The organism is Hymenobacter puniceus (assembly GCF_014333525.1).
In the GTDB taxonomy this organism is placed as follows: domain Bacteria; phylum Bacteroidota; class Bacteroidia; order Cytophagales; family Hymenobacteraceae; genus Hymenobacter.
The window spans coordinates 485020-497757 of record NZ_JACSCX010000003.1 but is presented as its reverse complement, the minus strand read 5'-3'; the positions used below and the strand labels follow the sequence as shown (position 1 = coordinate 497757).

Annotated in this window: 7 protein-coding genes; 4 read left to right on the top strand and 3 right to left on the bottom strand. The window is 60.6% G+C overall.

From position 1 onward, the window contains the following. Nucleotides 1–48 precede the first annotated feature (48 nt). The 3 genes from H8B14_RS10780 to rhaT all read right to left on the bottom strand — a co-directional run bounded on the left by H8B14_RS10780 (nucleotide 49) and on the right by rhaT (nucleotide 6132). On the bottom strand, nucleotides 49–1581 hold the full coding sequence (locus H8B14_RS10780; protein WP_187315643.1) for a RagB/SusD family nutrient uptake outer membrane protein: 1533 nt from the start codon (nucleotides 1579–1581) through the stop codon (nucleotides 49–51). A gap of 21 nt (nucleotides 1582–1602) precedes the next feature. Further along, a complete protein-coding gene (locus H8B14_RS10775; protein WP_187315642.1) occupies nucleotides 1603–4821 on the bottom strand; it encodes a SusC/RagA family TonB-linked outer membrane protein in 3219 nt (1072 codons plus the stop codon). Between the two features lie 273 nt (nucleotides 4822–5094). Next, nucleotides 5095–6132, bottom strand: coding sequence for an L-rhamnose/proton symporter RhaT (gene rhaT, locus H8B14_RS10770; protein WP_187315641.1), 1038 nt, complete (start codon nucleotides 6130–6132; stop codon nucleotides 5095–5097). A 240-nt stretch (nucleotides 6133–6372) separates the two neighbouring features. On the opposite strand from rhaT, the gene H8B14_RS10765 reads away from it, so the two are divergent. The 4 genes from H8B14_RS10765 to H8B14_RS10750 all read left to right on the top strand — a co-directional run bounded on the left by H8B14_RS10765 (nucleotide 6373) and on the right by H8B14_RS10750 (nucleotide 12704). Further along, nucleotides 6373–8481, top strand: a complete 2109-nt coding sequence (locus tag H8B14_RS10765; RefSeq protein ID WP_187315640.1) for a bifunctional aldolase/short-chain dehydrogenase — start codon at nucleotides 6373–6375, stop codon at nucleotides 8479–8481. A 300-nt stretch (nucleotides 8482–8781) separates the two neighbouring features. After that, nucleotides 8782–9825, top strand: coding sequence for a GntR family transcriptional regulator (locus tag H8B14_RS10760; RefSeq protein ID WP_260625883.1), 1044 nt, complete (start codon nucleotides 8782–8784; stop codon nucleotides 9823–9825). Between the two features lie 267 nt (nucleotides 9826–10092). Further along, nucleotides 10093–11373: a TIM barrel protein gene (locus tag H8B14_RS10755; protein ID WP_187315639.1), complete on the top strand. Its 1281-nt coding sequence runs from the start codon at nucleotides 10093–10095 to the stop codon at nucleotides 11371–11373. Between the two features lie 2 nt (nucleotides 11374–11375). After that, nucleotides 11376–12704, top strand: a complete 1329-nt coding sequence (locus tag H8B14_RS10750; protein ID WP_187315638.1) for an FGGY-family carbohydrate kinase — start codon at nucleotides 11376–11378, stop codon at nucleotides 12702–12704. The last annotated feature ends 34 nt before the right edge of the window (nucleotides 12705–12738 follow it).

The window sequence follows — 12738 nt, the reverse complement described above, 5'->3', positions numbered from 1 at the left end:
GCAACCGTGCGAAAGCGCCCAGGCCGAGGCCGTTAGTTGGAGGTCAGGTTAGTAGCCAGGGTTTTGCTCGTAGAGATACGACGAAGCCGCCAGCTCATTTTGCGGTACCGGATACAGGATGTCGTTGGCCACGATGGGCTTGCGGATCCGGTTGCGGGTGTCCTCGGTGCTGGCCCAGTTGTTCATAATAGTCACAAGCTGGCCCGAACGGACCAAATCGTGCCACCGCAGGCCCTCACCGGCAAACTCGCGGCGGCGCTCTTCCATCAACTGCGCCAGCGTCACGCCGGTCAGCGGCGAGGCCGTCAGGCCGGCCCGGTCGCGCACCTGCTTCACCAGTCCGTCGGCCACGGCCGAAGTACCGCCTTTGCGAATGAGGGCTTCGGCCTTGAGCAGCAGCACGTCGGCGTAGCGCATCACAATGAAGTTGATGGGCCAGTCGGTGCGGGATGTGCCGCGCAGTGCACCGTTCACGTATTTTTTGAAAGCTGGACGGGTTTCCACGGCCACCGGCGTGGTGGTGGTCGTGAAGCCCACCTGCAACGTAGCTGCCTTGCGGGTATCGGCGGTGGCGTAGCTGGCTACCAGGTTGTCAGACGGTGGGCGCAGTTCGTCGCCGGTGCCGAAGCCGGTGCCGGCCCCAATCGACTGGAAGTAGTTGTTGGTGAGCAGAATCGAGGGAAATGAGCCGCCAATACCGGTGCCGCCGCTTACGTACTGCACATCGAAGATAACTTCCCGGTTGTTTTCGTTGGTATAGGAAAACACGTTGGCGTAGGGGCTGGCCGCAGTGCCAGCCGCCGTGATGAGCTGGTATTTGCCGCTGGCAATTACTTGGTCGAGCAGCGTGATGGCCGCGTCGTAGTCGCTGGTGCCGAGGCCGGGGCCCTGGATGCCGTACGTCGGGCCGGAGCGAGTGAGGTACACCAGTGCCAGCAGGCTTTTGGCGGCGTTGTTGGTGGCGCGACCTAGGTTAGCGGCAGTATGGGTGTCGGGCAACTTGGTGGCGGCGTCCTGCAAATCGGCAATAATCAGGTTATACACCTCCGCCACCGGCGTGCGCGGAATCTTCAGCACCTCCTGCGGCTCCAGCGGCCGGTCAATCAGCGGCACTTTCCCGAAGTAGCGCACCAAATCGAAGTAAAACAGGGCCCGCAGAAACTTGGCCTCGCCCTCGATGCGGGTGCGGTCGGTGTCGGTCAGGACCGTGCCATTCTTGGAGAGCTGGTCGAGCACGATGTTGGCCCGGAACACGCCCACGTAGTCGGTGGTCCAGGTGTCAGCCGGGTACTCGTTGGAGGCAATGGTAGTAGAGAAGTTGTTGATGGGCTCCCAGGTGCGGATGCCCTGGGTGCTCACGCCGTAAATGTTGTCGGAGCGGGTTTCCGACATGGTCAGCTGCCGGTCGGGGTAGTCGCGCAGGTTGCTGTACACCGAGTTGATGGCCTGCGTGAAGTCGTCGGCCGTGCGGTAGAAAGTCGGGACCGAGCCGCTGGAAATCGGAGCCTGGTCGAGGTCTTTTTCGCAGGCGCTCAGCACAAGTACACTGGCAGCCAGCAGCGAGAGGAAGGTCTTTTTCATGGTATCAGAGCAGCCAGCCGGCTAGAAAGTAAGGTTGAGGCCCACAGTCATTGATTTGGTCAGGGGCAGTCCGCCGTAGTCGGTACCCACCGAGAAGCCGCTGCCGCCGGTGTCGGAGTTGGTGGCGTCCACGTTGTAGCCGCCCACATAGGTATCGTGGCCGAAGAAGTTTTCCGCCGACACGTAAATCCGGGCAGCCTGCGCGTATTTCTTGCTCAGGACGCCACCCAGGTTATAGCCCAGCGTGATGTTGCGCACCCGGTAGTAGTTGGTTGAGTACAGCCACGAGTCGCTCTTGAGGGGCGAGAAGTTGGCTTGGGCCTTGCCCCGCTCGCCGGCGCCCGGGTCTTCCACGGAGCGCCACCGGTCACGCTGCAACCCCAGCACGTTCTGGTTGTAGCCCATGTTGGTGTTGTCGATGGCCCGCCCGATCAGCGAGTAGAGGCTGCCGCCCAGCTGGCCTTGCACCAGCACGCTCAGGTCGAATCCTTTGTAGCTGAACGTGTTGGTGATGCCGGCCGTCAGCTTTGGGTTGGGCTGGCCCACAATCACCCGGTCTTTCTCGTTGATGACGCCGTCACCGTTGGCATCGTTGTAGCGCGGGTCGCCGATGGTCTGGCCCTGGATGATGGCCTGGCCGTTGTCCAGGTCGCTCTGGGTGAGGATGCCGGTCTGCTCGATGGTATAGAACGAGAACATTGGCTTGCCCACCATCAGCAGCGTGCTCGACGCGCCATAGGGCGAGGCAATTTCGATGGTCGCGTCGCCTTCGCCGAGGTGCACCACCTCGTTGCGGTTGTGGCTCACGTTCAGCGAGGTACCCCACTGGAAGGCTCCGGTGGTGTTGCGCGAGCGAAGCTCCAACTCCAGGCCCTGGTTGAGCACTTCGCCGATGTTCACGAGCTGCGACGAGTAGCCGGAGGCGCTGGGGCGCGGCACATTCAGCAGCAGGTCTTTGCTGGTTTTGGTGTAGTAGTCAAACGAGCCCGTAATGCGGTTGTCGATGACGCCGAAATCCAGGCCGATGTCGATGGTTCGCGACTTTTCCCAGCGCAGCTCCTCGTTGGGCGCCTTGTTAGGCGACTGGCCCGAGGCCACCACCCCACCAAACGTGTAAGGGTTGATGCCGAGCGTGGCAATGCTGCTGTAGTCGCCGATACCGTTGTTGCCCGACAAGCCAAAGCTGCCGCGCACTTTCAGGTCGCTCACGATGGGTAGCGCCTTCATGAAGTTTTCCTGCGAAATGCGCCAGCCCACCGAAGCGGCCGGGAAAACACCCCAGCGCCGGGCCTCGCCGAAGCGCGACGAACCGTCGCGGCGCACGCTGGCCGTGGCCAGGTACTTGCCATCGAAAGCGTACTGCACGCGGCCGAAGTAGGACAGCAGCACGTTCTGGGTTTCGCTGGTGCCGTTGTCGGCGGTGCCCGTGATGTTGGTGGCGCCGTTGAGCGTGGTGACGGCGCTGTTGGTGAAGCCACCCGACGACCGGAGCCGGTCGGTTTCCGTCTTGAAGAAGTTGTAGGAGTAGCCCGCCAGCGCCGACACGTCGTGCTTGGCGGCAATGATGCGGTTATACGACAGCGTATTCTCGTTGACGAAGGCCTGCTTGCGGTAGCCGCTGAACGTGCCGGTAGCGCCCGAGCCCACCAGGCGGGAGTTCGGAATGTAGCTCTTGGCCCGCGAGTCGGTGTTGTCCAGGTTGAGCGTGGAGCGGAAGCGCAGGTCGCGCACCACCTCGTAGTCGCCGTAAATGGTGCTCAGCGTCCGGAACACGGTGGTTTGCTGCTGGCGGTTGCGCAGCTCGCCTACTGGGCTGATGCTGCTGCCGCCCCAGGTATACACCGGGTTGTCGCCGTAGTTGGTGAGCACACCCGCCGACGACTCGGCCACTGGCACCATCGTAATGAACTTCTGGGCCAGGTTGTCTTTGCCTTCCACGCCGGGGTCGTTGGACACGGCGTAGCTGGGGCTGATGTTGAGGCCGAACTTGAGCTTGTCGGAGGCCTTTACTTCCATGTTGGCGCGGGCCGAGTAGCGCTTGTACGCCACCCCAATCACAATGCCTTCCTGGTCGGTGTAGTTGCCCGACACGTAGTAGTTGACGTTGTTGGTGGCGCCGCTGGCCGAAATCTGGTAGTTCTGCACCTTGCCGGTGCGGAAGATTTCGTCCTGCCAGTCGATATAGTCGAGGCCGGGGTGGCCGGGCTGCAGCCACCGCTCGTCAATCATCTGCGACGGATCGATAGTGGTAATACCCCGGATGGCCTGCCGCTGCGCCGTGGTCTGGCTGGCCAGGCGCACGGGCGCACCCGGCGTGGTTGGCTGCGACCGGACCCAGTTGTTGTTGATGATTTCGGTGGCCCGCTCTACCCACTCTTCCGCCGAGAGCAAGTCTAGCTTTTTGGCCATCTGCGAGTAGCCGCCATACACGTTGAAGTTGATCTGGGGCTTGCCGGTTTTGCCGCGCTTGGTGGTCACCAGCACTACGCCGTTGGCAGCGCGCGAGCCGTAGATGGCCGCAGCTGCCGCATCTTTCAGTACCTCAATCGACTGAATGTCGTTGGGGTTGATGTTGTCCAGGGGGCTGCCGGTGGCGTAGTTGCCGTTGCCGTTGGGCGAGGTGCCTTCCAGCGGGAATCCGTCGATAACGTACAGCGGCTGGTTGTTGGCCGTGATGGAGCCGTTGCCGCGCACCTGCACGTTGAAGCCGCGGCCCGGCAGACCGGTGTTCTGCTGCACGTTCACACCCGCCAAAGTGCCCACCAGCGCCTGATCGACGCGCAGAATGGGCCGCTCTTCCAGCTTGGAGGCATCTAGTGTGGCAATGGCGCCCGTTACATCGGCGCGCTTCTGGGTGCCGTAGCCCACCACCACCACCTCATCCAGCGCCTTGGAATCCTCAGCCAGCTTGATGGTGAAGGTTTCAGCGCCAGAGAATGAGCGCTCCTGGGTGCTGTAGCCAATGAAGCTGAACACGAGCGTACCCGTATTCTCGGGGGCCGTGAGCGTGAAGCTGCCGTCGGCGGCCGTGGTAGTGCCGCGGGTGGTACCCTTCACTACTACAGTCACGCCCGGAATGCCTTCGCCGTTCGGGGAGGTTACTTTGCCGGTGAGAGGCACCTCAGCTACGGCTCTGAGCGAAGGGCGAGCCTGCACGGTAGCAATTCCCGGCCCCGCTAGCAGCAGCAACGGCAGGCAGGCTACCAACTGGCCCCGCCGACGGATGTAACTTTTCTTCATGGGATATTAGGGTAGGATTTTGGAGGTGTGTGCCTAAAGGGGAGTGCTTTAGTGTTGCTAAATTATTTCCTCTCCTAGCCCAAACTGTCCTGTAGACTACCGCCCGGAGTGATTACTCACAAATTATTTTTCCAACATTTAATTGAACCTGCTCCGGCCAGGGTTTCCGGCAGCCGACAGCACCCGTTTTTCTGCCTCGGGTCAGCCTGGCAAAGCAACTCCCGCCACCGAATGCACGGTAGCGGGAGTTGCCGGGAAAAGCACGTGAAAAGCTTAGCTGCCCAGGTAGTTACCCAGGCCCACTACCACCGTAGAGAGCACCACAATCAGGATGCCCAGCGAGATGGTGCGCATGGTGGGGCGGTTGGCACCGCGCCACTCGTGTAGCAATAAGCCCCACATGCTGCTGAACGCAATGATGAAGGCCATGTGCAGCGTCCAGCCCGAGAAGCGATACTCGCCCATCTGGCTGTCGCCCATGCCGTAGAAAAAGAACTGGAAATACCACGTAAAGCCCGCCAGCGCGCAGAAAATGATGTTGCGCAGAATGGGCGCCGACACGCGGGTATAATCAGTGTAGGTCTTGTTTTTGAGGTTGAGGTAGATGGTCCAGAAGGCATTGGTGGTGAGGCCCCCGAGCAGGATAACCACCAGAATGGCATTGTTGACATACAGCGGGTTGGTTCCGCTTTGCGCGGCCAGCTCCGCAATGGGCTGCCCGGCCGTCAGGCCAAACGACATGCAGGCGCTCAGCACGCCCGAGAAAACGGCCACCATCAGGCCCTTGCGCAAGTCGAATTCCGCCACGCCGGCCTGCTTTTCCTCGGTAGTTTGGCTGCGCTCCTTCATGATGCCGGCGCGGCCACAGATCAGAATGCCCACCACGCACACCAGCAGCCCCAGTAGTATTACCTGCCCCGACGTGGTGCTGAGTAGCGTCCCGAACGTGCCTTCCCAGATGGGCGGCACCAGCGTACCGAACACGGCGCACAAGCCCAGCGTCACGGCCATGCCCAGCGAGAGGCCCAGGTAGCGCATGGCCAGCCCGAACGTAAGACCGCCAAAACCCCACAAAATACCCCAGATGTAGGTCCAAACCAGGGTTTCAATCTTGGCCTGGGCCAGCACGCCCCACAGGTTGGGCACGGTCAGGTAGCCGATCAGGATGGGCGCCAGCAACCACGAAAACAGTCCGCCTACCAGCCAGTAGCTTTCCCAGGCCCAGCCGTTCACCTTCTTATAAGGCAGATAAAAGCTCCCGGAGGCAAAGCCCCCGAGGGCGTGCAGTAATACGCCAAGAAAAATACTCATGTGCAAGTAGGTTGGTGGGTTGAATTGTTCAAATCTGCCGGGATTCCAAACCAGAACCCTCCTGCTCCCTCCTGAAAGCAGGATACTACCAGTGAGTGAGTCATCACCTGGTAGCAGCAACACATTTTTTATTTCTCAACGGAGCAGGAGAGTGCAGGAGGTTTGACAAAGGGTTGGTAGCGTCCTTTGGTAAAGAAAAACACCTTATCCGGTTTCCGGCACCCAAATAGAAGCCTCCCAATGGAAAAAACCTTAACCTTTCAGCACGTCAGTTATCTGTGGGACGAGGCCAAAGCCCTGGAACTGGCCCACGACGAAGTCGCGCTGTTCCTGTACCGCTCCAATTTATTGGGCGCCGACTTGCGCCTGACCAACTATGCCGGCGGCAACACGTCGTGCAAGATTACAGAAATTGACCCGGTCACGGGCCAGCCTGTGGAAGTTATGTGGGTGAAAGGCTCGGGCGGCGACATTGGCACGCTCACCAAAGCCGGCTGCGCCAACCTGTATGTAGAAAAGCTGCACCAGCTGAAAAACCGCTACCGGGGCCTGGAATTCGAAGACGAAATGGTGGATCTGTTCAACCATTGCCTGTTCGACCCCAAGTGCGCAGCCCCCAGCATCGACACGCCGCTGCACGGCCTGCTGCCCTTTAAGCACATCGACCACCTGCACCCCGATGCTCTGATTGCCATTGCTGCCAGCAAAGACGGTGAGCAGATCATGCAGGAAATCTGGGGCGACACCATGGGCTGGCTGCCGTGGCAGAAGCCCGGCTTCGACCTGGGCTTGCAGCTGGAGAAAATTGTGGCCGACAACCCTGGCCTGCGCGGCGTGATTCTGGGCGGCCACGGCCTGTTTACCTGGGGCGACACCAGCTACGAGTCCTACATCAACACCCTGGAGGTGATTGAAATGGCGGCCACGTATCTGGAAGCCAACTACGGCAAAAAAGCCCCGGTTTTCGGCGGCATGAAGCTCTCCGCCAGCCCCGACGAAGCCACCCGCCGCCGTATGGCTGCCGACGTGATGCCGGTGCTGCGCGGTCTGGCCTCGGGCCACCGCCGCATGCTGGGCCACTACACCGACGATGCCCGCGTGTTGGAATTCGTGAATTCGCACGATCTGGCCCGGCTGGCGCAGAAAGGCACTAGCTGCCCCGACCACTTCCTGCGCACCAAAATCCGCCCGCTGGTACTTGATGAGGCCATCATGCACCAGCCCGCAGCGGCCGTGCAGGAATACCTGCAAGAGCAATTTGCGGCCTACCGCCAGGACTACGCAGCGTATTACGACCGCAGCAAACACCCGAATTCGCCCGCCATGCGCGACGCCAATCCGGTGGTGATTCTGTGGCCCGGCGTGGGCATGTTCACCTTCGCCAAAGACAAGCAGACGGCCCGCGTAGCCGCCGAGTTCTACACCAACGCCATCAACGTCATGAAGGGCGCCGAGGCGGTGAGCGAATACACGGGCCTGGCCGAGCAGGAAGCCTTCAACATCGAATACTGGCTGCTGGAAGAAGCCAAGCTGCAGCGCATGGCCCCGCCCAAAGCCCTATCGGGCAAGGTGGCCTTCGTGACGGGCGGCACCGGCGGCATTGGCAAGGCTATCTGCGAGGAGCTGCTGAAATCCGGCGCCTGCGTGGTGGCCGTGGACCGCGACCGGCTGGAAGAAACCCAGGCCGAGCTGCGCCAGCAATTCGGCAAAGACAGCGCTCTGACGGCTTCCATCAACGTAACCGATGCCGACAGCATTGCCGAGGCATTGCGGGCCAGCGTGCTGCAGTTCGGCGGCGTGGATATCGTCGTGAACTGCGCCGGCCTGAGCATCAGCAAGCCACTGGCCGACACCACCCAGGCCGATTGGGACATCCTCAACGACGTGCTCGTGAAAGGCCAATTCCTTGTCAGCCAAGAAGCCGTGCGCATTCTGCGGCAGCAGGCCTTGGGCGGCGACATCGTGAACATTGCCAGCAAAAACGGCCTGGTGGCCGGCCCTAACAACGTGGCCTACGGTACGGCCAAAGCGGCCCAGCTGCACATGAGCCGTTTGCTGGCCGCCGAGCTGGGCCCCGATAAAATCCGCGTCAACACCGTCAACCCTGATGCCGTGCTACGCGGCAGCAAAATCTGGGAAGGCGACTGGGCGGCCGGCCGGGCCAAGGCCTACGGCATTTCGGTGGAAGAGCTGCCGCAGCACTATGCCAAGCGCACCCTGCTGGGTGAGGAGCTGCTGGCCGAAGACATTGCCAAGGCCGTACGCGTGTTCGTGGATGGCAGCCTGAGCAAGAGCACCGGGAACGTGCTCAACGTGGACGGCGGCGTGGCCATAGCCTTCGTGCGCTAATTGGTTGCAAGGAAAAGGGACGTGAAAAGGCCAGCTGCTATGCTGGCCTTTTTATGTTTACCGGACTCCTTTACCCGACTCCAGAAAAGCCAGCTGATCTGGTAGTTTTCGGCAACGTTCCCGGTAACGATTGCGCAATTAAACCCGCCGTTTACTTCGGATTGCAGGCTAAGCGCTGTAATTTATCCCGTGACCAGCGTAGTCCCTCGCTCCTACCTACGCCGCACCCGGCTTCATTACTTTCCGGATCGGCGGCATCTGCTCTATTCCTCCCACCTAGCCCGCTGGTCAGCCGGCGCTATGCCCACCCTCTATCCGTCCGCCCAACCCATGTACAAGCTGCAGTTCAAGCCGTTCGACAAAACGCCGAAGTACAAGCAGATTGTGCAGTCCGTCATCACCGATATTGAGCGGGGTACGCTCCGCAAAGGCGACCAGCTGCCCAGCATCAGCGAGCTGAGCGCCGAATACTACCTGGCCCGCGACACCGTGGAAAAAGCGTATCGGGAGCTGCGGGAACGGGGTTTCTGCACGTCGGTGCAGGGCAAGGGATATTACGTGCAGGCCCCCGACAACAACAAAATCAAGATTCTACTGGTCTTCAACAAGCTCAGCTCCTACAAAAAAATCGTGTATTACGCCTTCCTGCAGGCGTTGGGCGAACGGGCCACTGTAGACCTGCAGATTCATCATTACAGCGCCTCCATTTTTCAGGAAATAATGGAGAAGAACATGGGCAAGTACAACTACTACGTGGTCATGCCCCACTTCACCCAGGACCTGGACAAAGCCGACTACAAGAGCATCCTGAACGCCATTCCGACCGACGAGCTGGTACTGCTGGACAAGGAGCTGCCCGAGCTGAAACAGCAGCCGCTGACCGTGTATCAGGATTTCGATAAAGACATTTTCACGGCGCTGGAAGGCACCAATGACCTGCTCGAAAAGTATCACCGCATGGTGCTGGTGCTGCCCAGCGTCGGCAACAACTATCCGGTGGAAATTGCCTGGGGCTTCCGCACGTTCTGCATCAACTATAACAAAGAGTTTTCGGTGAAGGAAAGCGCCATGAACGAGGTGATGGAGCCCGGCACTGCCTACGTGGTGGTAGAAACCACAGACCTGGCCGAGCTCATTAAGAAAGTGCGCCAGACGCACTACCTGCTGGGCCGCGAAATCGGAATTCTGTCCTTCAACTCCAGCACTCTGAAGGAGCTGCTCGGCATCACCGTCATCACCACCGACTTCGAGGCCATGGGCCGCACCGCCGCCGAGCTATTGCTGGAAAAGCAGCGCGTGAAGGTGAAAAACCCGTTCTACACGATTCGGCGCGGCTCGCTGTAGGCTACAGGTTTGTCTGGCGGATTTCCTGACCAGTGTAGAGACGCATCCTTGCGTCTCTACACTGGTTAGTTGACCGAGCTTCGCGCCACAACTCCAGAAGGATTTGGCCCAAGTTGCCGCTGAAAATACCCGGCATACAGGAGAGTTCAGAACAGTTCCGGCGGGGGCAGGTGGTAGGTTGCTTCTCTAAACCCGGCCTGCGCCGCACCCGTCTGGTGCCCGCAGTTAGCTGGCCGGCTTATCCCTCCCACCCTCGTCTTTTCCGCTATGCTCACGGATCAACAGATTCAGGACCTCAACCAGCCGCTGCTGGACGACCATCAGTTCCGCTATCAATTCCTTACCGAGCTGCTGGCCCGCCGTGGCGTGGAAGCGCCGGACGTGGTGCAGCAGCTGGTGGCGTTTCAGGTGGCTATTCCGAGCTGGGCGCTGGGCACGGGCGGCACCCGCTTCGGGCGCTACCCATTGGGCGGTGAGCCGCGCAGTTTGGAAGAAAAAATCCAGGACGTGGCCTTGCTTAACCGCCTCAACGGGTCGTCGAACTCAATTTCGCTGCACATTCCGTGGGACATTCCGCAGGATGTGCCGGCCTTGCAGCAGCAGCTGCACCAAGCAGGTCTGACGATTGATTCGATGAACTCGAACACGTTTCAGGACCAGAAAAACCAGCCCTACTCCTACAAGTTCGGCTCGCTGAGCAGCACCGAAACGGCCGTGCGCCAGCAGGCCATTCAGCACAACATCGAGTGCGTGGAATACGGCAAGCAGCTGGGCGCAAAAATCCACACGGTGTGGCTCGCCGACGGCTCCAACTTCCCCGGCCAGCAGCACCTGCGCCGCGCCTACCAGCGCACTGCCGAGTCGTTGGCCAGCATCTACGAGGCCATGCCCTCCGACATGACGATGCTGATTGAGTACAAGCCCTACGAGCCGCACTTTTACTCCACCGTCATTCCGGACTGGGGCACGTCGTACTCGTTGTGCCAGTATCTGGGCCAGCAGGCGCAGGTGCTCGTGGATCTGGGCCACCATTTGCCCAACACCAACATCGAGCAGATTGTGGGCCGCCTCAAGCACTTTGGGCGCCTGGGTGGTTTCCACTTCAACGGCTCGATGTACGGCGACGATGACCTGACTACCGGCAGCACCAAGCCGTTTCAGCTGTTTCTGATTTTCAACGAGCTGGTGGATGCCGCCCAGGACCAAACTCTGACCGAGGCCGCCGTGGCTTACATGATTGACGCCAGCCACAACACCAAAGACCCGCTCGAAGACCTGCTGCAATCCGTGGAAAGCATCCTGGGCGCCTACGCCAAAGCCTTGCTGGTTGACCGCGCCGCCCTGCACGAAGCCCAGGAGTCCAACGACGTGGTGCGGGCCGAAGAGCTGCTCCGCGACGCCTTCCTGACCGACGTCCGGCCGCTGGTGGCCGAGGCCTACCGCCAGGCCGGCGGGGCCCTGAACCCGGTGGCCGTGTACCGCGCCGGCCAGGTGCGCGAGCAACTCATTCAGCAACGCGGCAAACTCAGCCTTTCGACCGGCCTGTAAGCATGAAAAAATCCATCTACGCCGTGTTCGATGTTGGCAAGACCAACAAGAAAGTTATCCTCTTCGACGAGGACCGCCAGATCATCGACGAGCACCAGCAGGTATGTCTGGAAACCGTGGACGAGGAAGGCTTCCCGTGCGAAACCCTGACGCGCCTCTCGCAATGGGTGCAGGACCGCTGGCAGGCGCTCCGCCACGACACGCACTACAACCTGAAAGGCGTGAATTTCACGTCGTACGGGGCCAGCTTCGTGCATTTGGGGGCTAATGGCCAACCGATTATGCCGCTCTACAACTACCTCAAACCGCTGCCGGCGCCTATGCAGGAGCAGTTTTTTGCGGAGCTGGAGCAGAGCCCGGTCGATTTTGCCATCGAGACCTGCTCGCCACGGCTGGGCATGCTCAACTCGGGGCTGCAACTGTACTGGCTCAAGCAAACCCGGCCCGAGCAATACGCCCGCATCCGCACCTCGCTGCACTTGCCACAGTACCTGTCCTACCTCATCACGGGCGAGGCCTTCAGCGACTTCACATCGGTGGGCTGCCACACGGGGCTTTGGAACTTCAAGCTGGGCCGCTACCACGACTGGGTGTACCGCGAAGGCATCGACGACAAGCTGGCGCCGCTCACCAAAGACTCCATTGCCTCGGTGGTCGATGGCATTCTGGTAGGCGTGGGGTTGCATGACAGCTCGGCCGCGCTGCTGCCCTACCTGCAGGAAAACGAGCAGCCGTTTTTGCTGGTTTCTACGGGCACCTGGGCCGTCACGCTCAACCCGTTTAACCGCGAGCCACTCACGCCCGAGCTGCTGCGCCGCGACTGTCTGAGCTACCTCTCACCGAAAGGCGAAATGACCAAGGCTTCGCGCGTATTCTTTGGGCGGGAGCACGACTTTCAGGTGCAGCGTATCGCGCACTACTTCCACGTCAAGCCCGATTTCTACCACTCTCTAATGGTAGCGCGGCCATATGACGAGGCCTCGCTAAGCTTCCGGCCCTGGTGCATGCACGGCACCGGCCCCTTCCCCGAGCAGCCCGCTACCGAGTGGGACCTGAGCAATTTCAGCACCGCCGCCGACGCCTACCAGCACCTCATGCACGGCCTGATGCGCATCCTCACCGAGTCCATCAACCTGATTCGCAAGGACGAGAAGCTGATTTACGTGGACGGTGGCTTTGCCCGTAATCCGCTGTTCATGCAGCTGCTCGGCTGGAGCTTCCCCGACGCTAAAATCCGTACGCTGGAAGTGCCCCAGGCCACGGCGCTCGGTGCGCTCATGCACATGGAGCAGGGCGAAGCCTGGAAGAAAACGCAACTCTTGTTTAGTTGATTTTTCGCGTCACAGCGCCCTAGCAACTCGTTGT

Coding starts and splice junctions, on each gene's coding strand:
- H8B14_RS10780 (WP_187315643.1), bottom strand. CDS start 1,581: ATGAAAAAGACCTTCCTCTCGCTGCTGGCTGCCAGTGTACTTGTGCTG.
- H8B14_RS10775 (WP_187315642.1), bottom strand. CDS start 4,821: ATGAAGAAAAGTTACATCCGTCGGCGGGGCCAGTTGGTAGCCTGCCTG.
- rhaT (WP_187315641.1), bottom strand. CDS start 6,132: ATGAGTATTTTTCTTGGCGTATTACTGCACGCCCTCGGGGGCTTTGCC.
- H8B14_RS10765 (WP_187315640.1), top strand. CDS start 6,373: ATGGAAAAAACCTTAACCTTTCAGCACGTCAGTTATCTGTGGGACGAG.
- H8B14_RS10760 (WP_260625883.1), top strand. CDS start 8,782: ATGCCCACCCTCTATCCGTCCGCCCAACCCATGTACAAGCTGCAGTTC.
- H8B14_RS10755 (WP_187315639.1), top strand. CDS start 10,093: ATGCTCACGGATCAACAGATTCAGGACCTCAACCAGCCGCTGCTGGAC.
- H8B14_RS10750 (WP_187315638.1), top strand. CDS start 11,376: ATGAAAAAATCCATCTACGCCGTGTTCGATGTTGGCAAGACCAACAAG.